The following is a 22495-nucleotide window of genomic DNA, read 5'->3' on the forward strand; positions in this document are numbered from 1 at the left end:
TGTAGTAAGACGCGCCAAACAGAACAGGTATTAATGCAACCGGCCATAGCGAACGAATCAGCAGTGCAGCTATGAGCGGTGCAAAGATGCTTATGAGTACGCTCGACATCGTGAAGGCACCGACCATGGATGGCCGGGCCATCGCAACGACGAGCACCTCCCCTTCATCGGGTTTGTGCTCGCCTGTAGTCATAGCGAGTTCGCCGCGCCGTTCTTGATCTCGGTAACGATGTTCGGTGCGAAGAACACCAGGAAGATACCCGCGACAGCCCAACCAAAGGATGACCAGGAGATATGGCCGGACTTGGCTTTGTAGCCAGTAATCACGATGGCCAAGATGCCGAGGTAGTAACCGATATCGAAAATCAGGAAGCTGACAACATCTTTAAACAGGTTGGTCAGCGAGCTGAAGTTCAGCGCCGCGTTAGCGACTTCGGGTAGGAGACTGATGGAGAACAGCGACCCCAGGAGCAGGGTCTTTTCTGCTTTTGCTGTCCAGTCCTTGCGCATCAGAGCCGCATGGCTCGGTTGTTTCTGCGCGAACAGACTACGGAGGGAAGTTACAGCCTTGCTCTGTTGTAGCCGAGTGGCCCAGGAAGGCTTGTTGCTTTTTTCTTCATGACAAACCATTTTCCCAGATTCGAGTTGCATACCTTTGCCTCATCTATGTCATGACGGGGGAACCCCGTACGTTACAGTTATTACGTTATTTGGGTTGTTAGGGCAGGTTTCCTTTATGAAGTCGATAGCGGTATCGGCGTTCTTAAATAGTCTGGTTTTCCCTAACGCAGTTACTACGGTGAACATCTGTCCAGTAGATGGACTTTCAATGATTAATATCCATTTCCTCCCATCGCTCTGAATTAGTTCTTTTAAGTGAACTCGATAGTCAGGTTGAGCGAAGGCGAAAACCGTCAGTTCTTTCTTATCTAGGCTCTGCATCATGTCCTCTGGATAGCTGGTCGCTAAAAACAGAGCGGATACTGGAGCTGTCGAGGATTTTCTTCTAGATCCCACCTCGCCTTTCTTCCCTCTTTCGAGTTTCGTAAGATGTTTTCCGTGTTTCGTGGCTTAGATTAGCTATTTCATTTCACAAAATCAACATTTCGTTGGTTTTATTTTTGGATCCGTTCGCTATAACAGGCACGACAAAACCTCGAAACAAAGCTCGATACCAGTGAATTCCGCATAAGTGATTGAGTTTCAAACGGTTTTCCATGTTTACCGCTAAGCGCGTGTTGTGATGGCTTCATGCCACGCGTAAAGAAAAGAAGGGAGTGGATAGACCAGCCCGCGCGTGTGACCACACGGATATTGGTTTGTTCACTACAGAGGAAAGCTCTGACGAGCAGTAGTGATAGGAAGGAGGGAACAGGGTTTGTCCGGGAGCCGCCCCGGACAAACCCCTAGCCGTCCAAGAAGCGCGCAAGGAAACTGACCCCGCGCTACCCGGGAGCAGCGTGGCGCGAATTCTAGCAGCCGATCAGGGCTTTATCGCGTGCGAGAACAGCAGGTTTCCCCTGCCATTTTCTCGCGTGCGAGAAAAACAAAGTAAACCCTTATTAGGGGTTGACTGAAGGGTTTACCATCTGCACACTTGCCCCATGTTCCACTATCGGACCAGCCGGAGATCACATGAAGATCATCACTGTAGCGAATCAGAAAGGCGGTGTAGGCAAGACCACCGTGGAGTGTCACTTGACCGCCTATGCAGCCGAAGAAGGGAAGCGTGTGCTGGTTGTCGACCTCGATGAAGGCGACCTGTCGCAGTTCTTTGCCGCTCTAGAGGACGGTGATGAAACGCCCTACCTCATGTCCAGTCAACTGTTCACCGGCGATCATGACAGTTATCAGCCACGCCAGGTTGGCCCTAACACTTGGTTGATCGAAGCAGACGTACCGTTGCTCGATGTGGACGATATGCCTCTTGATGTAATTCACAAGTTGCGGCCAGCCCTCGACCGCTTTGCCGGTGATTTTGACCTATGCATGATCGACACCCCGCCCAATCTGCAGCGTCGTATGGTCGCCGCTCTGACGGCTTCTGACGCGGTGGTCGCCCCCTTCAACATCAGTGCTTTCACCTTGGCCCGGCTGCCGAAACTGATGAACACCATCGAGACTGTGCAGGATCGGTACAACCCGGAACTGAAGTTCTTGGGTTACCTGCCGAACCTGGTCAACAGCCGATCACCAGAAGAAATTGATGCCCTCCCCGGTTTGCGCGAAGCCTATGGGGACTCGATGTTTGCTGAACAAATCATTTACCGGCCCTGCATCAACAAAGCCTTGGCCGCAGGCAATCCCGTCTGGTGGAAAGCTCGCAGCGGTAGCCAGCGCGAAGCTGGGAAAGAAATGAAACGGGCCTGCAAGGCTGTTCTCGATAAAGTTTTCACGGCTTGAGGGAGATCCCATGACTACGACAAAGAAACCGAACGCATTCGGGGGAGCAGTCAACAAGCTGTCTGACTTCCAAAAGCAGAAAGCCATTCAGGAAGGCGAGCGCATCATCAAGGTTAACCCTGGTGAAGTTGAGTGCAAGCCGCAGATCCGGGGGAAACAGAATCCAGGCTTTACTCAAGAGTCGCTGATGGAGCTGGGCGACGACATTGAGCAGAACGGTCAGGCAGAGCCTGCCATCCTCCGGCCTCACCCAAATCCTGAAAGCGGCTTCAAATATCTGATGGTAGCCGGTGAACGCCGGCAGCGTTCATGCGCGCTCAAAGGCCTCCTGCTTGAAGCCGTTGTGCGCGAGCTCACTGACGCCCAAGCGAAACGGATTCAACGCGCTGAAAACGTCCAGCGCGAGAACCTGACACAGCTTGAGGTGGCCCTTGCCCTCAAAGGAGACAAAGAGGAATTGGGCACCCTGCAGGCCGTCGCTGACGAGTGGAAAAAGAGCGTCAGTTGGGTTGCTGAACGCCTCGCCTATCTGGATGCGGTAGAGCAGCCAGGCGCGAGCCGCACAGCCGTACAGAACGGGGTCACTGCCGATATTTCCGTGGTCAATGACCTGGCCCGACTTGAACGGCTTGACCAAGCCGCAGCGGTCGAGCTGGTGCAGCGTGCCGAAGAAGATCCCGACCTCAATTTGCGCAACGAGGTTCGCACCCAGCTTCGCACCACGAAGGCACTGAGGATCAAACCCGGTGGCAAAACCAAGACCGCGAAACCAGCCGCCAACACGGACGAAGACACAGAACTCGACGTGCTGAAAGAACAGAACGCCGTTCTGGCCGAGCAGGTAAAGGCTCTGGAAGCCGAAAAGGAGTATCTCACCCAGGAGCTGGAAAAAGCCCGGCAACAAATCGCTGAACAGTGGAAGCCAGCAGAATGACTGGCCGCACCATTGACCAGGATCTACGGATACCGCTCGAAGACTTCGAGCGGATCCGCAGCAAGTCCAAGATGCACAGCCGTAGCCTCGACGTCGCCTTTGAAATCCTTGTCGAAGGCAAAAAGCTGGTCGCCGTGGCCACCGCTCACGGGCTGACAAAACAGCGAGCGATGGCCATCCGCGACAAGATCTATTCAGCCTATTTGCTTCAGGCACCCGAAGGATGGGCCTATGCGCAGATCTGCGCACCAGAGCAGATGATCGATCGTTTCGTAAAAGAGGCGGACGAAGAACGGTTGAAGTATTGGCAAAACAAATCCATGACGAAGAAGGATTACGAAGCATGACCGACAAACAAACCCTCGAAGCATTCGCCAAGTTGCTGGAGCCACTGGCGAAGTCCCTCAACGGCATCGACCGATCTCTTTCGCTGCTGGCCGATCTCGAACTCGCCAAGGAGTTTCAGCCCGATCCGGCGAAACGCCAGGGTCACTATGCTGAGATCAACGCAGCAGTAGCTGCAGACGCTGCAGCTTTTGCAGCCCTCGAAAAGGCCCGGGAAGAACGTGAAGCCATTGACCCACGCGGGCATGAACAGTTGGTGAAAGAGAAAGGCGCAGATGAAGCGACCAGGATCTTCGCTCCATTGAAAGCAGCCTTGGACGCTCGCGGGGAAACACTGAAACACGAACAAAAAGTTCGCGACTCATTCCCCGCTCTGGATCGTATTCAGCGGCGCCGCAACTCGTAGCCTCCCCTATCTTTAGAGATCAGCCACATGGAACTGAGTGAGCAGCGTCCTTTGATCGGTAGAACAGTGACGTTTCAGACCGACCTCACCTCATTCGGAACAGGCCAGGTCATCGCCCTAGACCTGGTCACCGAACGAGTCAGCGTGATCGATGCCGAGGGGCAGCGCTGGAACGGCAATATGGATCAAATCGAAATCGAAGATCTGCCGGGATAAGACGTGTGTTTTTAGGGCATACCCGTGCTGAAACAGCCTTGAGTACATCACTCAGAGCTTTACTTCGATTACTGGTACGCCTAATTTGATACGTCAATAAGTGAACACTCAAACTGATACAACGAGGTAAAGTCCACCATGTTCATCCGTTCATACCTTCGCGCCTCGACCGTCGAGCAAGATGCAAACCGGGCCAATGCAGCGTTGGAGCAATTCGCCGGTGAACATGGACACCTTGTTGCGAGCACATACACCGAGAACGTCAGCGGCACAGAAGCTGACAGGCCTGAGTTGCTGCGCCTGCTCAAAGATGCTCGGAAGGGGGATGTTCTTCTTGTCGAAAGCATCGACCGATTATCACGGATGGAAGATCCTGACTGGCGAACACTCAAGGCCGCTATTGATTCAAAGGGTTTGCGAATCGTCGCCCTCGATCTGCCAACCAGCCACCTGGCAATGAGAACGAATCAAATCGACGAGTTCACCAGCCGCATGCTGGCAGCGATCAACAACATGATGGTCGAAATGATGGCCGCTATCGCTCGCAAGGACTATCAGCAGCGTCGAGAGAGACAAGCACAGGGAATCGCGAAGGCCAAACAGGGAGGCATATACAAGGGCCGTCCTGCAGACCAGGACTTGCACAAACGTGTACGGGAACTGCTCGCTGCGAACTTTGGCATTCGTGCTGCAGCCAGGCACGCGAAATGCTCGACAACCACTGTGCTCAAAATCCGTGACCAGTTGAGCCGGTCGGAAGTGGCTGACTAGCGAAGGCGCAGCCGTAGTCTGTCAGGCGCTTACGAATGGCCGCTGCCGCAGGCGACTTTGCCTGATTAACATCAAAGGCAGAGGGTGACAGGTAGAGATCATGAGAGGCAGGAGTTGCGAGCCCTTGATTTACGGGGCTTGTAGAGCAGTAGGTAGCTCAACATATGAGCGAACCTTCGGTCACGGTTGATGAACCAACCTCGCTCATAGTGCGTGACCTAACCTAGCTCACCTGATGAGCTACCCCAAACCATGAGCTACCCATGGCTCATCCTTGCTCGATAGCAAACAGCCATGAGCTACCCCTAGCTCATACGGTGAGCTACCCCTAGCTCATTTCTTGCGTGCTATCTGACAAGCCTGTGAGATAGCGAACAAATTTGATCTACCCATAGAGCACGGTGTGAGCTACCCTTGGCTCATTCTTGCACGCTATCGAGCAAGTTTGAGAGATAGCGAACATAACTTGGATGATCTGACAGGAGGGTCAATGTCTGAGGAAATCCGCAACCTACACCAGCCGGCTCCACGCGGGACTTGGGTGCAGACAGAGCGTGCTGGGCACGAAGCCTGGGCACAGCTCATAGCGCACGCTCCGCGTGCTGCTCAGCTGCTACACATCCTAGTTGCAAACATGGACAAGAGCGGTGCTCTGATCGCCAGCCAGGCCACATTGGCCAAGCTGATGGAAACCTCGACCGCGACCACCAAGCGGGCCTTGTCGGTGCTGATCGATCAGGCGTGGATTCAAACCATCAGGCTCGGCAGTGATCGAGGCGGCGCACTGGCGTACGTGGTCAACAGCCGAATCGCTTGGGCTGATAGCCGAGAAAACATCAGGTTTGCGCGTTTCAATGCGCGAGTGCTGGTGTCGTCGGAAGATCAAAGCGACCTTGGCACCGGAAAACTGCTGAAAGCGCCGGTCATGGAACCAGGTGATATGCAGTTACCTGCTGGTGATGGCATGAGTCCGCCAGTTCAAGAAACGCTGGAAGGCATGCTGCCTGATTTGCCATCGATCACTGACAATGAGAAGGCTTAAAACGACGAAACCCGCAGCACGGCAATGCTGGCGGGTCTCTAGGTTTTCTGCGAAGGAGCAAAAATCCATCCAAATATTCTACAGGCTAGGAAGTGGAATGCACAGGACCCCATTCAATTGCATTTTACTTTCCAAAGCTGATCTATTCGCGTCGTGTAGCTTTGGTTGCATTTGACCTGACCAGTCATTTGCATCGGATTTGACCAACACGGTTCGTGGACCTGACCGGCAGAAATCGGCCAAAAGCGGCCAAAAGCGGCCGAATCTGAGGCCGCATAAACAACACCGGCTCGGGGCCGGTGTCAGCAGCGCAGCTTTGCGGTTGGCCACGCGGGCGTCTTGGAGGTCTTAGCAGGCGAATGGAAGGATCCTATTAGACCTGTCCACCCACACCTTTAAATTTCTCAACAAAAGCAGCGATTTTCTGGAAGACAGTCTGCTTTTTTTTCAGGTACTGCGGGTTCAGCGGGCTCATCTTGGGCAGAACGGCATTGAGCTCAGTGCCGCTGTCACTGGCAAACTCCCGCTTTAGTGAGGTAGTAATATAGCGCTTAGCCGCTTCTGCATTCAGGTTCTCTGTGCTGATTAACTCTTGTGCCTCACTCTGTTGCTCCGCTTGGGCAAAGGTGAAGAAGGCGTCAATCACACTGGCCTTGTCACCAATCTGGTCTAGGTCGGTTTGGTTAATAAAGTCGACCAGCAAGCCTTCTTTGGCACGATTTTCCAGGCTGGCACGAATCACCCTGCGCACGTCTTCAACTAGTGATGCTTTGTTTTTGGCCTTTCTATTGTTCTCAAAAATCAGTTCTAGAATGTAGTCCAGGTTGATCTCTTGTGATTTGAGTAGGTCTACCTCAAAGACCACGTCATCCCAATCGACGGTGGACTTTTCCATTTCGGCGGAAGATTTTTCCCGGCGCAACCAATCACGAACGTCGTTATAGGTTGAGCGGTAGTCCTGGATTTTCCGTTCAGCTGGTATCCTGATCGACTGCAATGCAGTCAGGTCATCATCGCTTAAGTAGTGCTGAGCTTTGAATGCTTCAACCGACGCCAGGTCATTCATATCGACGTTTTGCAAGGCCTTCAGGCTGGCAAATTCATCGTAGTTTTGCAGCACGCTCTCAACACGCAAATACTCGCCAAACAGTTTCGCGAAAGCTTTTTTATCAGACTCTTTTTCAATGGCAGAGGGATCAGGGAAGCGTTGCTCTAACTCTCGAACTACGTCCACAAAGCCACGCCGCGCCTCACCAGTCACTACATCGGTAAAGCCTTCCATGTACTCCGTATAGCTCTTCTCCAGCACTACGTTCTTGGTGTTTTTATCACCAAACAAAGTGATGGCGTCTATGGTCGCCTGCTCCAGGTCACGGAAGGTGACGATGTTGCCGAAGGTTTTGGTAGCGTCGAAAATGCGGTTGGTGCGCGAGTAGGCCTGCATCAAGCCGTGGTAACGCAGGTTTTTGTCGACAAACAAGGTATTCAGCATGGGGGCATCAAAGCCGGTCAGGAACATGCCCACCACAATGAGCAGGTCGATCTCCTTGGCTTTGACTTGTTTGGCCAGATCGCGGTAGTAGTTCTGGAAGCCATTGCTGTCCACGCTGAAGCTGGTTTTGAACAGCATATTGTAGTCTGCAATGGCAGCACTCAAAAATTCTTTGGCGCTGCTATTCATGGCAGAAACATCGAAGCTTTCGTCCTGAATATCGCCGACCGCGTCCTGCTCCTCGTTGGCCGCAAACGAGAAGATGGTGGCTACCCTCAATGGCCTGTCGCTGCCTTTCTGTAGATCCCTGAAAGACTCGTAGTACAGTTTGGCAGCGTCCACGCTGCTTACCGCGAACATGGCGTTAAAACCTTTATTGCCCGCTTGTAGGCGATGGGTTTTCTGCCTAAAGTTGTTCCGGATGTACTGGGTTATCTCGCGGATACGGTCGGGGTGCAACAAGGCCTGCTTGTTTTCCGCCGCACTGAGCTTTTTCTCATCCTGCTCAGTTTCAATGGCCTTGAACTGCGGCCGCACATCATTGTAGTCAACTTTGAATTTGAGCACCTTTTCATCACGAATCGCATCGGTGATTACATACGAATGTAATTCACGGCCAAATACGCTTGCAGTATCTTCCGCGCCTAAAGCGTTATAGCCTGTAAATATTGGTGTGCCGGTAAAGCCAAACTGACAGAACTTCTTGAACCTCTTCTTTAGATTCTTCTGCGCTTCACCAAACTGGCTGCGGTGGCACTCATCAAAGATGAAGACCACCTGCTTGCCGTAGATAGGTAGGTCAGCCTCACTCTTCATCAGGTTGTTCAGCTTCTGGATGGTGGTGACGATGATCTTATTGTCGTCCTTATCCAGGTTACGCTTCAGCCCAGCCGTGCTGTCAGAACCATTCACGCTTTCCGGTGAAAAGCGCTGGTACTCCTTCATGGTCTGGTAATCCAGATCTTTGCGGTCCACCACGAAGAACACCTTGTCAATGAAGTCCAGCTCAGTAGCGAGTCGCGCAACTTTGAAACTGGTCAGGGTTTTGCCCGAGCCGGTGGTATGCCAAATGAAGCCGCCGCTTTCGGTACTGCTCCAGTTCTTTGCCTGATACGTGCTGTTAATCTTCCACAGAATGCGCTCCGTGGCGGCAATCTGGTAAGGGCGCATCACAAGCAGCGTGTTGCTAACATCAAATACCGAGTAATGCAGCAGCACATTGAGCAGGGTGCGTTTCTGAAAAAAAGTGGCGGTAAAGTCTTTCAGATCTTTAATCAGGCTGTTATCCGCCTTCGCCCAATTCATGGTGAAGTCGAAGCTGTTCTTGTTGCGTTGGGTAGTGTTCGCAAAGTAACGGCTATCGGTGCCGTTAGAGACCACGAAAAGCTGCATATATTTAAACAAAGAGTGCTCGCTGTTAAAGCTCTCCTTGCTGTAGCGGTGTACCTGGTTGAAAGCTTCGCGAATCGCAACGCCGCGCTTTTTCAGCTCCACCTGCACCAGCGGCAAGCCGTTCACTAGAATAGTTACATCGTAGCGGTTGGCGTGGCTGCCCTTTTGCTCAAACTGCTTGATCACCTGCACCTTGTTGCGAGTGATGTTTTTCTTGTCCAGCAGGTAGATGTTCTGAATGCGGCCGTCGTCAAAAACAAAGTCATGAATGTAATCGTCATGAATCTTCCGGGTTTTTTCGACAATGCCATCGCTGGGCTTGTCGAGCCAGGTCTCGACAAAGCGCAACCACTCGCTATCAGAAAATTCCACGTTGTTGAGAGTTTGCAGTTGCACGCGCACATTGGCTAACAAGGCCTCCGGCGTGTTCAGGCCGCTCAGGTATTCATAGCCCTGATTGACCAGATCCTGAATAAACTCGCGCTCCAGATCACCTTCGCTTTGGTAGCTCTCGGCAACCTGCCATTCCTTGCTGTATTTATCCAGAACAATGAAATTATTGGACTCAGCAATGGGCTTCGCGTAATCAACCATTTTATTGCTCCTGCTGCCAGTAGCCATAGGTATTCAGGTTCCTAAGCAGTAGACCAACCATCTCTCTCTCGGGCGGTGTCGGTTCTGCGATCTCTTCGTTGGACAAAGTATTGTGAGGATAAAAATTCATAATCCGGCTGGAGTACGCTTTTTTGTCGTCCGGCAACAGGTCAGACCATCTGCGATATCCAAGAAAGTTGGCAGTTTTTTCATACAAATTGCGCAGCAGCGCAAAATGGTACCGCTGCACGCTATTGGTAGCGATAGCCTGCTCGATCAGGCTTCTAATGTGCAGGTGATAAGAAAAGCTTTTGTTCGAATCGCCTTGCTTTTCTTCATGCACAAATGTGCCATCGTCCAAGCGACTCAGAATATACCCGCTCTTTGCACCAACTTCGTTGTAAAGCACGTTATAAAACAACGCGCTATGTGTGGATACAATAAATTTGACATCCGATGCACTCGAATTGATCAATTGCCCTAGGTTTACCGCTAGCTGAATCAGGTGGTTCTCATCCAGCGAACTGACCGGATCATCAATAAACACATATTCCAGTTGATTGAATTGGTCGGTTTCTCGATCAACCGGCTCCGCAACATTGAGTACGCCAACCACCTGCTCAAGCAGCGTGTAGAAAATACTCCAGATGAAGTTGCTTTCTTCGCCCTTGGATATTTTCAGATTTCCCGAATGCGTCGCATCACCGCGCTCCATCGAGAAAGTGACCTCCGAGAAGGCTCTGATGGTGATCTCTTTACCGTCCTTGTCTTGTTCTTTTCGTTCTGCATTGAACCTTGGCGTGAGCTTGTCGTTGGTGTAACGCTGAAAGGTCGTGATGATATTCTGATCTTGGCCCTGGTCCATCAACACCCAATCCGTAAAGGTGTTGGGCTGAATTTTCAGCTTGGGATCAACATCGTCGGCCAAGTCGTTGTCCCAATAGAACAAGTCTTCAGTAAAGGCGTTGTAATACAGAATTTTGTTGCGCGACAACCCGGGTTGATCCGTCTCATCGCCGTCTTCACTTCCATCCTCTTTTGGAGCGATTAGCTGCTTGAAATCACGCGACAGACGCGTTTTACCTGTGCCATTAAAGGCATAGATCAGCTGCACCTTTTTTTTGGCTTCTTTTAGCTGTTGGGCGATTTCCGTCAGCGTCTTGCCCATATTATGCCGCTACCTTATCTAGTTTTGGGAAATTCAACAGCAAGTCACGGTAATGCGCGTATTGTTTTTGGTGCAAAGCAATTTCACGCGGCAAACTTTCAGCGAGAGAGTTGGTGAGCGCGTCGAATCTATCAAGAATGGAAACGATGCGAATCTGTTCTGCTAGGGATCTATCTGGATCACTTGGGTACGGAACAGGAATTTTAATCTTTGAAAACCCATTAATCAGCAATGTGTTAACTTTGGTTCTGGCTATATATTTTGCTTTGTCGGCAATGAAAGATGTCGTTTTCATGCAATAGGAAACAAATTTCGGATCCATTGAATGCCGAAAAGCATAGCAATGATCGTGAATAGCGACCTTTTCATCTCCGAGCCACGCAACGGCCTTGCCAACATCCTCAACGGTCTCGCCCACGTCGGTTATCACTACATCGCCTGGCTCTGCATAGCGCAGTGACCCAGCCATATCGTTTCTTACCTGAGAAAAAGCTCGTGTCGCAAAAGCGCCGTAACGCGTGTATATCTCGCCGTAATGGATAACGCTAATACCATCTTCAACAAAATCAGCTTTGGTAAAACGCTTTCCACGAATAAATTCGCCAATCTCTCCCAGCGCTTTCCACTCCACTTCCCCTTCTTTAAAACTCATCAACTCGTCGCGGTAGTGCATGTATTGAATTTTACGAATGGTCAGCTCGGCGGTTAGCTTGGCTTTTACCTCGGCGATCAACTCGATAAAGGCGTCCAGTATGCGGACGATTTCGGCTTGGATTTCAAGCGATTTGATGGGGTTTTCTGGGCAGGGGATGGGTACTTGGAATCCTTCAAGCATGGGCTTCCTAATCGAGGAAGTAGTTGATCCCACGCTTTTCATCAAAATGTACTGCTTAAAACTAGACGACATGAAGTAGTACAAGAATTTCGTACTCACGACATCTGATTTAACACGAATTCTATAAGCCCTCTGGTGTAGAGAGTACTTTCCTTCTACATAGTGAAATATTTCGCCAATCCCGCCTTCGCCGGGAATGATTATTGCCACCTCATCAAATTCAAAGGTATCTGACTTTAAGACGTTCTTTGAGCGAACATAAAATGGGTAGATTCCGGTTTCGCTTTCATCCTGACGGTTTGAGCTTCCGGTACCAATGTCCGCCACGGATCCAAGAGTCACCCACTCCACTGCCACGCCATCCAACAGTTTTTCCATGAAATTCACGCTGCTCATGCCTCGATCTCCGCGACGATGGCATCAATCTCCGCCCGCAGTTGATCGATCTTGGCAACCGTGGCTTTAAGGTCGGCATTGAGCTGAGCAATATCCACCGCTTCACGGTTGTCCTTGGCATCGATGTAGCTGCTGACAGACAGGTTGTAGCCGTTGGCAGCCACCTGCTCAAAAGGGATGGACTGGACAAAGTGATCCACGTTCGCCTTACTATCGAACACCTGCATGATCTGCTTGATGTGCGTGTCCAGCAGCATGTTGTTGTTGATTTCTTTCTTGAACAGGCCGCTGGCGTCGATGAACTGGGTGGTGGTGTCGGTCTTGTGTTTGGACAGCACCAGAATGTTCACGGCGATGGTGGTGCCATAGAACAAATTGGGCGCGAGCGAGATCACGCTTTCCACATAGTTGTTGTCCACCAGGTATTTGCGGATCTTTTGCTCAGCTCCGCCCCGGTAGAAGATGCCGGGGAAGCAAACGATGGCGGCGCGGCCTTTGGCCGAGAGGTAGCTGAGTGCGTGCAGCACAAAGGCGAAGTCGGCTTTGGATTTGGGCGCGAGCACGCCGGCCGGGGCAAAGCGGTCGTCGTTGATCAGGGTGGGGTCGCCCGCCCCCTTCCACTTCACCGAATACGGTGGATTGGAGACGATGGCATCAAAAGGTTTGTCATCGCCAAAGTGTGGCTCGCAGAGGGTGTCGCCCAGCTGGATATTGAATTTGTCGTAGTTGACGTTGTGCAGGAACATGTTCATCCGCGCCAGGTTATACGTGGTGTGGTTGAGTTCCTGACCGAAAAAGCCGTCTTCAATGATGTGTGCATCGAAGTGCTTCTTTGCTTGCAGCAGCAGCGAGCCCGAGCCACAGGCCGGGTCGTAAATCTTGTTGACCGTTGTTTGCTTGTGCATTGCGAGCTGGGCAATCAGCTTGGACACATGCTGCGGCGTGAAAAACTCACCACCGGACTTGCCGGCGTTGGCGGCGTAGTTGGAGATGAGAAATTCGTAGGCATCCCCAAACAGGTCAATGTGGCTGGCATCAAAGCCACCAAAGTCCAGCCCGGCTACGCCTTTGAGCACGGCGGCGAGGCGCGTATTCTTGTCTTTGACAGTGTTGCCCAGACGGTTGCTGGTAGTGTCGAAGTCGGCAAACAGGCCTCTGATATCGCGCTCGGAAGGGTAGCCGTTGGCCGAGCTTTCAATGGAGGCAAAGATGGCAGCCAGATCGATATTCAGACTCTCGTTGCTGTGGGCACTGGCAGCCACCTTGGCGAATACCTGACTGGGATAGATGAAGTAGCCCTTGGTCTTGATAGCATCGTCTTTGATGTCCAGGGTGATGATGCTATCGGGCAGCTCTGCGTAGTTGATGCTGTCATCACCGCCTTCGATGTAGCTGGCGAAGTTTTCGCTGATGAAGCGGTAGAAAAGGGTGCCGAGCACATACTGCTTGAAATCCCAGCCATCGACTGCGCCACGAACATCATTAGCAATTTGCCAGATCTGGCGTTGCAGTGCGGCGCGTTGTTGGGTACTTGTCATACTGTTGTGCCTATTTCCATTCGGTTTACTGGCCACTCCATCGTGTGTGAGAGTGACTGGGTGGTGTTGGGGGCGTTGGTGGGCTCGGTTAGCTGGCGCTGCGGTGTGTCGGGCAGGTGTGCCTGGGTGTAGTCATCAGCGGGGGCGGGGGCGTCTTTAACTCCTTCGTGCCCGTTAATAGACAGGTCACCAATTGCACTGACAAAGCAATGCAATCTTCGGCGATTTCGTCCCAGCCCCGTGGTTTTGCTGGTTACTGGCCGTAAGAGTTTCTTGTCGAGTAGAGTTCTTCCTGGCCCAGATACTTCCTCGCTGGATTCAATTTTGTCGTTCCCGTTCTCCGTGTCGTCATCGGCACCACCCGCGCGCACCGATTCATTAATCTCGGAGCTGAAATTTCCACAGTCGCTCGATCTTGTGCGCGGGTAGACCCTTATGCTCCCGCCAGCGGTAAACCGTGTCTTTCATTACGCCCCAGATGCCGGGCAACATCGATTGCGGTAACCCAAGGTTCGGCATTCATGGCATTGACGCTCAAAGACATCTCAATCGCTTTAAATCGTTGTGAGTCTGCCAGATAGCCGCATCAGCAGCTATCTTCAAATGCTCATGATTCCTTGATCGAATTTGATCGAAACGGCCTTCCCACAAGGAAGGATCAGGACGATTTACGCCTCTATCATTATTCTTGAAGGCTGTTACCCCCAATAGCGTGGCGTTATGATCGTTCAGGATAAGCGAGGACAGATCACGATATTGATTCAACCTAGCTTCGCCTGCCCACCATAACTGACCGCTTCTGGCCATTCTCTGCCGAACCTAGTTACAAAGCGTTCTGGTTTAAATCCGATGAAATCGGTAGTCAGAACGAATGCAAATAACTGGTCAGATTGAATGCAAACGGGTGGCCGCGCTCGCCGCGTGGTTACAGAGGCGGCGCAACGCAAAGACATCGATGAACATTCAAATGCCTGCCTTGAATCTATAGGTCAAAGCTAAGCTATCCCTCCGCGTCGCCAAGTGGCTCATCATCATCGTTCGGTAGCGGACGCCCCAATGGCCTATCCGCCGCCATGCCTTGCCTGCAACGGGCTTTCGCGGCATATCCTCGGTCGCAAGCTCCCTCCGGTATTCCACGACCCATTGCACGCGGCCCAGCTCTGGATAGTCCGGGCTTACCGCGACCGACCGACGCTGACGAGCAGACCACCACCGGAAGCGCGCTCTAGGGCGAAGGGTCTTGCTGCGTCCGCTGCGCGAACGCGCTGAAAAGCGTTTGTTTACCGCTCGCAACACTCAGCCTCGGAGCAGTCCAGGAAAGCGGCTGCGTCAAGTCGAAAGGGCAATTTCTCGCACGCGAGAATAGGAATATTTAGTAAAACAATATTTTACAAATAGTTGACATGATAAGCGGGGTTTGAGATACTAATCCCGTCGAAGCAATACCGCTTCGATACCCGGATCCAGCGGCGGCAACCGCTCCGGGAATTCTGCGAAGGAGATTCACTCATGGCTTTTGAGCCCCATATCCTCTACTTCAGCGACGCGGCAGAGCTGCGCCGTTACAGCACCTTCACCGTCATGCCTACCCATCAGGCACGACCAGGGCAAGATCCCGCCACCGTGACCCTTTACATGGTCGTCGGCGAGCGCCGCGATGGCGGTCAACGTGAGGTCGTCGCGGAATTCCCGCTCGAACTGCACGCCGAGATCTTCCGCGACATGGCCAAGGCAACCGCCTCCCAAGTCTGACCCGCAAGGCCCGGATGCCCTAACGTCCGGGCCTTTTGTGAAGGAACACCATGATGAACATGCCGAAAAAGTATGTGCTCAAGCATTTCCATTTCTGCTGTGGGTTGGGTGGTGGGGCCAAAGGCTTCAACCGCAACAAAGAAATCGTCGGCCACCTGCAGGCAGAGTGGCGCTGCATTGGCGGTGTCGATGTTGATGCCGGGGCCTTGCGTGACTTCCAGCGCCTGGCCGGTGTGCCTGGCACGCAGATGGATCTTTTCACCCGCGATCAGTACATCCGTTTTCACGGTAAAGAGCCGCCACTTGGCTGGACAGAAGCCACGCCGGAAGACATTCGCCGCGCTGCAGGTTTTCAGGATCCCGACACCGTTTTCATCAGCAGCCCATGCAAGGGCGCGAGCGGGCTTCTTTCCGAAGCGTTGAGCCTGACGCCGAAGTATCAGGCACTAAACGAACTGACCCTGCGCTGTGTGTGGCTCATGTGCGAAGCATGGCGACACAACCCGCCCGGCCTCATTGTTTTCGAGAACGTCCCAAGGCTGGCCACCCGTGGCCGTCATCTGCTCGATCAGATCGCGCAGATCCTCGGCTTCTATGGCTATGCCGTGGCAGAGACAACGCATGATTGCGGCGAGCTTGGCGGCCTCGCGCAGAGCCGCAAGCGTTTCCTACTGGTCGCACGCCACGTCGAGAAAGTGCCGCCGTTCCTGTACGAGCCGGACAAGAAGTCGCTGCAGCCGGTCGGCGCAGTGCTCGGGCGTATGCCCATGCCGGGCGACATTGAGCTAGCAGGCCCAATGCACCGCATTCCAGCGCTGCAGTGGAAGACGTGGGTGCGCTTGGCCTTGGTCGAAGCTGGCAAGGATTGGCGCAGCCTTGACCGGCTGGCCATCGAGGACGGCTATCTACGAGACTTTGTGATCGTTCCCGAAGCGTACTCCGGGTACTTGGGCGTCCACGGCTGGGACGATTCTGCAGGCACCGTCGCCGGGCAATCCGGCCCAACTAATGGGGCATTTTCGGTCGCGGATCCACGTAGCAAGGCAGGCGCTTTGCAATACCAACAGTATGGCGTCCGGCGTTGGGACGACAGCAGCGGCGCGATCATCGGCGTCAAATCACCAGGGCAGGGCACCTTCAGCGTTGCGGATCCGCGTGGCTCAGCTATGGGCCACGGCAAATACAACGTAACGCGCTGGGACGGTTCCGCCCGGACGGTGATTGCCGGTAGCACAACCGGCCAAGGGGCTTTTGCTGTGCAGGATCCTCGCTCCGGCCTGCGCCGTGGCAAGGGCGATGCGTACCTAACTGGGGGCCATTACGGCGTCATTGGCTGGGATGGCCAATCCGGTGCGGTATCGGCCAGCGCTCGCCAGGACAATGGCCGCTGGAGCGTAGCCGACCCGCGAATGCCCGCCGCTAATTGTAACGGCCTGCATTTGAAAACTCCCCGACCTGCAATCAAGGCGTTTTCCGACCAGGATTAACTGCGACTGTCCGGTCCTGCAAACCAGCGTTAGCTGCGAATGAACCTGCATTGATCCGCACCGACCTGCATTCCATCGTCGCCAACCAGCATTAACTGCAAATGACGGGGCTCAGATCGGTAAGCCCGCTGCCAGCATCTTGTCGCGTAATTCGACGGCCCGAGTCGGGTCGAGCGTGTTGCTGAACAACGCCTTGATCTCCGTGGGCCTGGCATCGAACTGTTCCACCAGGTCCTTGATGCGGTAACCGTGACGCGTGAGGGTCGGCTCCAGGTCATCCAGTTGGCGCGACAGCACCGAGAGCACGAGATCTGCCGACACGGGTTTCTCGCCGGTCAGGTAGCCCGCTTCCAAGGCTAAACTGAGATGCAGTTGGATTTGCAGTGGCGTGCGCAGCTTAGTGGCGAGCAGGTCAATGGCGTCTTCGGTCAGGATCGACTCGGGTTCGACCTTTCCCTCGGTGCAGGTTTCCAGCAGCCAATGAATGTATTCCCTCTGACTGCCGGTGATGCCGTCGAGCGAGAAGATGTCGGTGCGGTAGCCGATTTCCTCCATCGTTGGTCGGCGCAGGTCGTTACGTAGCTTAGGGTGCCCGGCCAACACAATCGACAGCCGCCCGTTGCCATCCTCGACCAGCTCCATCAAGCGTTTCAAGCCGGTCAGGGTATGACCGTTGAGGTCATGGGCCTCATCGACGAACAGAGCGACTGGACGCTTGTTCTTCCTTACCAACTCGCGCAGGTCACGCTCACGCTTTTCGCCTAGGGTGGGAATGCGTACCTGCTTCTCGGTGGAGAGGTCATAGAACAGCGCTGCGATGAAAGTAGCCAGCTTGATGCTGTGCTTTTCAATGGCGAGAGACTTGGAGACAGTGATCTTCTTTTCCTCTTCCATCGCTTGTTGCAGTCTGCGCAGCATCACGGTCTTGCCGCTGCCGATGACGCCGCACAGTGCAATCAACCGTCCTTCGAAGATCGCCCCCTTGATATCCTTGATCAACTGCTGATGGTGGGCGGTTTCAAAGTAGCCGGCCTGGTTCAGTGGCAACGACAGTCCGTAGTGCTGCATCACTTCAGCCCGCATGTTCTTCTCCTGCTTTCTTGTGGCGGAAGTAGCCCCGCACGCGCTCCAACACAATACGGCGTGTCAGGGTTTCGCTCAGCACCTGGTGGATGAAGGCTTGATCGTCGGGTGAAAGCTTAGCCAACGGCTGCGCCAAATCATCGGCAATGGCGAGCTTGGCGGCGATGGTGCTGGGAAACCGATATTCGTGCGCCTCGGCATTGAAGGGTTGGCGCAGCAGTGCCATAGGCGTGGCGGGAGGTGTCAGGCGTACATCGTTACCGGCCAATGCGGCGATGGGCAGGCCAAGCTGGTCGGCCAGCGAGCGGATGCGATCAGAACGCTCGTCCGCCTTACCGCGTTTGAAAGCGCGGTAACGATGCAATGGAATTGGTCCGGAGACAGGGTAGTAAGGTCCGAAGCGCTCCCCCTCGAACTCGGCATAGAGTTCATCATCGAACAAGCCCCAGAGCAACATTACAGTTTCGCCCGCCATGTCGGGCTCCACCTCGTAGGCTGTGCCCTCGATGGTGACGCGCGCATCGACGCCGACCTTGCGCCGTTCTGGCTCACGGGCGAAGCGGCAAAATTGCTCCCAGGTGCACATCTCACGCAGACCTTCGGTCGACAAGTTAGCCAGCCAGTCCTCGATCCGCGAATGCGGTTCGGATCGGTGATCCTGGGTGTTGTAGGTGCGCACCAAATAGCGCAGCAACCACTCATTGGCCTGAGCTTCGGTTTCCGGTTTATGGAAGTGATACAGCGTCTCGTGGGCTTCCTTCACGGTGCGGAAGGGCCGCTCCACCTTGCCTTTCGAGCGAGCCGTGGTACGGGTGCCATCCTTGCCGGCCGGGATGTGTGTCTGCCATTCGATACCCAGTGCCTGCATGACGTTCTGGAAGACGCGGCGCTTGGCCACCGGGCCGTTGTCCAGGTAGAGCATCTTGGGGCGGCCCTGAAACGGAAAGGTCGGGTCCGCCTTCGGTGACATGGCTTTGAACAGGAAGCGCAGCGCCGACTCGGCGTCTTCGCCATACACGCAATGGTATTCCTGATAGGCCACACCACTGCGGTCGTCCACCACGCTGAACAGCATCAGCGTTGGCTCACCCCTGGCCGGGTCGATCCAGTCCGGTTTGTCGAGGTGTTTGAGGTCGGAGGGCGACAGGTCGAACTGCCAGCAGTCGTTGCTATGCTCCGCCTGAAAGCGCGTGGCTGGCGGTTGCCGCAACAACCGTGACTGATCCAGATGCCAGCGGCTGAGGTATTCGTTCACCGTGCTGCGGGTCAGTACCCCTTGGGGGGGCTTGACCAAGCCTTGCTCGGTCTCCACCCCGTATTCCTCCAACAGCTCGATGGCGCGGCGGGTGGACAGGTGCCGCCCTTGCTTGTTGGTGGTGCGCAGTTTCAGCGCGGCGATCAGCTCGCAGTAGCGTTCCAGCTCGGCCTGCTGCAATACGCGCGGCTTGCCGTGGTCGGCGCGATGGGCCGCGTGGGGTTTATGGATAAAGTTCAACGCCCGATAAACGGTGCTTGGGGACACGCCGTACAACTCGGCTATCGCAGCCACCTGGGTAGTTCGTTCCGGGCTTTTCTTCGGCAGGCGGTCGAGCCGCTGCCGCAATTGAATCAGCGAATCGGTCGGAATGATTTTACGCCGCCCGCTGGGCATCACGCTCGGCCTCGGTCAGGTAGTTGTAGAGCGTCGAGCGGCCGATGCCCATCATCCGGCAGATTTCCGCCACCGTGTGTTGCCGCTCGTGATAGAGGCGTAGGGCCATCTCCTGTTTGGCCGGATCAAGCCGCTTCTTACGGCCGCCCTTGCGGCCGCGAGCCCGCGCGGCGGACAAACCGGCTTGGGTACGTTCGCGGATCAGGTTGCGCTCGAATTCGGCCAAGGCACCGAATAGGTGAAACACCAGGTGGCCACCAATCGAGGCGGTGTCGATATTCTCCTGCAAACTGCGTAAGCCGACGCCGGCGGCGTCCAGTTGCTCGACCAGCCGGATCAAATCCTTCAGCGAGCGTCCGAGGCGATCCAGGCGCCAAATCACCACGTTGTCGCCACGGCGAAGCGTGGCCAGCAAGGCAGTCAGCCCGACCCGCTCGGCCTTGGCGCCGCTGGCGGTATCCTCGAACAGGCGCTCGCAACCGACTTTCGCCAGCGCATCGCGTTGCAGATCGAGGAGTTGGTCGTCGGTTGAGACACGGGCGTATCCAATCAACATGGTGTTGTCCAACTATTCAGCGATAACTCAGTGTAGTCGGATGCTGAAAGATGGAGACTGTAGTTGGATACGCTGCAAAACCTCCATCGCTTCAATTCTGTCGCTTTCAAAAGGCAACAGCACTGAGGATCAGAAGCGGACTGCACAGCAGGTGCACCTATCCCGTAACTGGCGGCCCTTGAAAAGCAAGTTTGCCCAATCGCCGCAGGTTCTGTACCGCTGCCGCCAGAGTGAACTCATCGCTTGCGCCACTCATGCCACGTAGTCGCAAGCGATCCAATTTCAAGATGCGTTTGAGGTGGGCAAACAACATTTCACTTTTCTTACATTCGTGGCGAGAGCGCGCGTACTCCGGCGTCGCTGCTGCGATGCGCCGAGCCACATCACGAGCGGCTTCATGGACGCTGCGGGCAATCTTGGGGCTAATAGAGAAAACGGAAATTTTCGTACGCTAAGCGCTTTGTCTGTCAGGCTGGCCCAAGATCGCAGCGCGTCCTCATGGATACCTTCACGCATCGTTAGGCAAACTCTGGATTTTTTCAGCGGCCACGGCCATGGCCACACATGCCATTCGATCACGCTGAATTTCAGTGATGACTCCCGCATCGCGTAAGCCCAAGGCATACCCCTCAGCACGACCGGCCACTTCCATCACCTGGTGCAGGGATCTGCCTTCGATAATCTTGAGCAGCAGGTTCCCCCACTGTGCCGTCTGCCCGCTGCTTAGCCCCAAAACAGCCTCATACGCGGCGGGAGAATTCAACACATTACGGTCAGTTGGATCGCTTGACATGGATCAGATCCTTATAGAGTAAGGGGTGGCCTGTACGTCATACCACTCACCCTGTGAAGGCTAGGCCAGCCCCCCCATGTCTGGCGTACAGCAGGTGAAAAAAAAACCCACTGAGTGGGTTTTTTTGTGGGGGCGACTGAACGAAAACGTCATTATGCGTAAGTGCTCAATCTGCCAGGTTGCCGCCAGTCATTTCCAAAAGACGACTGCACATCTGGACATGGCTTCCAGCAAATCAAGCGCCATGCTCACTGACCACGCTCATGGGCAAGCATGCTCACCGCCTGCACCGCATCGTTTGCTCCATCGCGAATCTGCTGGATCACCGCACCGGCCTGATTCGCCAAGTCGACACCTTTGGTCGCCCGTTCACGGGTGACGTCCATGCTCTTGATTGCTAGCTGAGTTTCGCTCTGGATCATGTTAACCATCCCGGAAATTTCCATCGTCGAGCCGCTGGTACGTGAGGCCAATTGCCGAACTTCATCGGCCACCACCGCAAATCCACGACCCTGCTCACCCGCTCGGGCGGCTTCGATGGCCGCGTTCAAAGCCAGCAGGTTGGTCTGATCGGCAATCCCGTGAATGGTCTTGACGATGGCGGTAATCTGCTCAGAGCGCTCTCCGAGCTTGGCGATGATGACTGACGAATCCTCGATATTAGCGGCGATTTCCCGCATTTCGCTCGCTGCTTGCTGGATAACCCCCGTGCCATGTTCGGCAGCTTGGCGTGTCTCGACTGAGATGTGATACGCCTGACTAGCGCTCAGAGTGTCCTGCTTATGCTTCTCAACCATCGCGGTGACGTCCGAGGCAAATTTCACCACTTTGCTTAACTGCCCGCTGGCGTCATACACCGGGTTATAGCTGGCCTCCAGCCACAGGGTTTGCCCGCGTTTGTCGACTCGTTCAAATTGTCCGTTGAAAAACTCGCCTTGATTCAGTCGCCGCCAGAAGTCCTGGTATTCGCTACTGTTCGCCAGTGCAGGCTTGCAGAACAGTCGATGGTGCTTGCCCTTGAGTTCGGCCAAGCTGTAGCCGACCAGACTCAAGAAGTTCTGGTTGGCATCAACAATACTGCCGTCCAGGTTGAACTCGATAATACCCATGGCCCGGTCGAGGGCTTGCAACTTGCCTTTGGTTTGGCTCTCGTGTTGTACCTTCAACGTGACGTCAAACGCATATTTAATCACCTTCACCACGTTGCCCTGCTCGTCCTTGACCGGGTTGTAGCTGGCCTCCAGCCAAATTGGCTGGCCATTAGCACCCACTCTTTCAAAGGTTCCTGATTCGAACTGGCCGCTTTTGAGGTGCTGCCAGAAGGCTTGGTACTCGCCGCTACGCGCGTAGTCTGGCAGGCAGAACTGCCGGTGCGGCTGGCCAAGCACTTGCTCTGAGCGATACCCCATGGTCTTAAGAAAATTCTCATTCGCCGCTAGGACGATGCCATTCAGGTCGAATTCGATGACCGCCATTGAGCGGTTGATGGCTTCGAGCTGACTGGCTTGCAGGGCGATGGTCTGTTGCTGCGCATTAATGGTTTTTTTAGAGGCGTTGAACAACATGATGTCGGTAGCCTTGAAGAGGAGGGATCGTGGTGGGCTGTCCTATTCTGTTCGATTGCTAGCCACAGCCATTGGC

At 54.2% G+C, this 22495-nt stretch carries 19 protein-coding genes and 2 pseudogenes; 9 read left to right on the top strand and 12 right to left on the bottom strand.

The features are described from left to right. Nucleotides 1–189: 189 nt before the first annotated feature. Nucleotides 190–651 (bottom strand): TrbC/VirB2 family protein, encoded by a 462-nt coding sequence (locus EQV97_RS27935; RefSeq protein WP_240890483.1) that lies wholly within the window; start codon nucleotides 649–651, stop codon nucleotides 190–192. Nucleotides 652–1635: 984 nt separating this feature from the next. Between EQV97_RS27935 and EQV97_RS27940 the strand changes: the two genes are divergently transcribed. The 7 genes from EQV97_RS27940 to EQV97_RS27970 all read left to right on the top strand — a co-directional run bounded on the left by EQV97_RS27940 (nucleotide 1636) and on the right by EQV97_RS27970 (nucleotide 6117). Next, the gene (locus tag EQV97_RS27940) at nucleotides 1636–2403 is read left to right on the top strand and encodes a ParA family protein (RefSeq protein WP_240890484.1); all 768 of its coding nucleotides are present in this window, start codon (nucleotides 1636–1638) and stop codon (nucleotides 2401–2403) included. 10 nt (nucleotides 2404–2413) lie between these two features. After that, on the top strand, nucleotides 2414–3337 hold the full coding sequence (locus EQV97_RS27945; protein WP_240890485.1) for a ParB/RepB/Spo0J family partition protein: 924 nt from the start codon (nucleotides 2414–2416) through the stop codon (nucleotides 3335–3337). After that, nucleotides 3334–3684, top strand: a complete 351-nt coding sequence (locus EQV97_RS27950) for a TrfB-related DNA-binding protein (protein WP_240890486.1) — start codon at nucleotides 3334–3336, stop codon at nucleotides 3682–3684. The genes EQV97_RS27945 and EQV97_RS27950 overlap by 4 nt, the downstream gene beginning before the upstream one ends. After that, a complete protein-coding gene (locus EQV97_RS27955) occupies nucleotides 3681–4088 on the top strand; it encodes a hypothetical protein (protein WP_240890487.1) in 408 nt (135 codons plus the stop codon). Before EQV97_RS27950 ends, EQV97_RS27955 begins: the two co-directional genes overlap by 4 nt. Nucleotides 4089–4115: 27 nt before the next feature. Beyond that, nucleotides 4116–4304, top strand: coding sequence for a hypothetical protein (locus tag EQV97_RS27960; protein ID WP_240890488.1), 189 nt, complete (start codon nucleotides 4116–4118; stop codon nucleotides 4302–4304). 138 nt (nucleotides 4305–4442) lie between these two features. After that, nucleotides 4443–5075: a recombinase family protein gene (locus EQV97_RS27965; RefSeq protein WP_240890489.1), complete on the top strand. Its 633-nt coding sequence runs from the start codon at nucleotides 4443–4445 to the stop codon at nucleotides 5073–5075. Nucleotides 5076–5709: 634 nt separating this feature from the next. Continuing rightward, nucleotides 5710–6117 (top strand): hypothetical protein, encoded by a 408-nt coding sequence (locus tag EQV97_RS27970; protein WP_240890490.1) that lies wholly within the window; start codon nucleotides 5710–5712, stop codon nucleotides 6115–6117. Between the two features lie 373 nt (nucleotides 6118–6490). Here the strand turns inward: EQV97_RS27970 and EQV97_RS27975 are convergent, their stop codons facing one another. The 5 genes and pseudogenes from EQV97_RS27975 to EQV97_RS27995 form a co-directional block, all read right to left on the bottom strand. Then, a complete protein-coding gene (locus tag EQV97_RS27975) occupies nucleotides 6491–9595 on the bottom strand; it encodes a type I restriction endonuclease subunit R (protein WP_240890491.1) in 3105 nt (1034 codons plus the stop codon). Between the two features lies 1 nt (nucleotide 9596). After that, nucleotides 9597–10763, bottom strand: a complete 1167-nt coding sequence (locus EQV97_RS27980; RefSeq protein WP_240890492.1) for an anticodon nuclease — start codon at nucleotides 10761–10763, stop codon at nucleotides 9597–9599. 1 nt (nucleotide 10764) lies between these two features. Then, nucleotides 10765–11994: a restriction endonuclease subunit S gene (locus EQV97_RS27985; protein WP_240890493.1), complete on the bottom strand. Its 1230-nt coding sequence runs from the start codon at nucleotides 11992–11994 to the stop codon at nucleotides 10765–10767. Continuing rightward, complete coding sequence (locus EQV97_RS27990; RefSeq protein WP_240890494.1) at nucleotides 11991–13532, bottom strand: type I restriction-modification system subunit M; 1542 nt, start codon at nucleotides 13530–13532, stop codon at nucleotides 11991–11993. Before EQV97_RS27990 ends, EQV97_RS27985 begins: the two co-directional genes overlap by 4 nt. 338 nt (nucleotides 13533–13870) lie before the next feature. After that, nucleotides 13871–14055, bottom strand: a pseudogene (locus EQV97_RS27995) (helix-turn-helix domain-containing protein); the annotation flags it as partial. Between the two features lie 986 nt (nucleotides 14056–15041). On the opposite strand from EQV97_RS27995, the gene EQV97_RS28000 reads away from it, so the two are divergent. Then, nucleotides 15042–15284, top strand: a complete 243-nt coding sequence (locus EQV97_RS28000; RefSeq protein ID WP_016715805.1) for a hypothetical protein — start codon at nucleotides 15042–15044, stop codon at nucleotides 15282–15284. A 53-nt stretch (nucleotides 15285–15337) separates the two neighbouring features. Then, a complete protein-coding gene (locus tag EQV97_RS28005; RefSeq protein WP_240890495.1) occupies nucleotides 15338–16771 on the top strand; it encodes a DNA cytosine methyltransferase in 1434 nt (477 codons plus the stop codon). Between the two features lie 111 nt (nucleotides 16772–16882). Here the strand turns inward: EQV97_RS28005 and EQV97_RS28010 are convergent, their stop codons facing one another. From EQV97_RS28010 to EQV97_RS28035, 6 genes and pseudogenes are all read right to left on the bottom strand, one after another. Beyond that, on the bottom strand, nucleotides 16883–17854 hold the full coding sequence (locus EQV97_RS28010) for an AAA family ATPase (RefSeq protein WP_063977281.1): 972 nt from the start codon (nucleotides 17852–17854) through the stop codon (nucleotides 16883–16885). Then, complete coding sequence (locus EQV97_RS28015) at nucleotides 17844–19481, bottom strand: DDE-type integrase/transposase/recombinase (protein WP_205577823.1); 1638 nt, start codon at nucleotides 19479–19481, stop codon at nucleotides 17844–17846. Before EQV97_RS28015 ends, EQV97_RS28010 begins: the two co-directional genes overlap by 11 nt. A 4-nt stretch (nucleotides 19482–19485) precedes the next feature. Continuing rightward, nucleotides 19486–20061, bottom strand: coding sequence for a recombinase family protein (locus EQV97_RS28020; protein ID WP_121404317.1), 576 nt, complete (start codon nucleotides 20059–20061; stop codon nucleotides 19486–19488). Nucleotides 20062–20218: 157 nt separating this feature from the next. Further along, nucleotides 20219–20479: pseudogene (locus tag EQV97_RS28025) on the bottom strand (transposase); the annotation flags it as partial. Nucleotides 20480–20569: 90 nt separating this feature from the next. Continuing rightward, on the bottom strand, nucleotides 20570–20854 hold the full coding sequence (locus EQV97_RS28030) for a hypothetical protein (protein WP_054890144.1): 285 nt from the start codon (nucleotides 20852–20854) through the stop codon (nucleotides 20570–20572). 248 nt (nucleotides 20855–21102) lie between these two features. After that, nucleotides 21103–22419: a PAS domain-containing methyl-accepting chemotaxis protein gene (locus EQV97_RS28035; protein ID WP_121404315.1), complete on the bottom strand. Its 1317-nt coding sequence runs from the start codon at nucleotides 22417–22419 to the stop codon at nucleotides 21103–21105. Nucleotides 22420–22495 lie beyond the last annotated feature (76 nt).

Source organism: Pseudomonas sp. TMW22090 (genome assembly GCF_022496665.1).
GTDB classification, from domain to species: Bacteria; Pseudomonadota; Gammaproteobacteria; order Pseudomonadales; family Pseudomonadaceae; genus Aquipseudomonas; species Aquipseudomonas gregormendelii.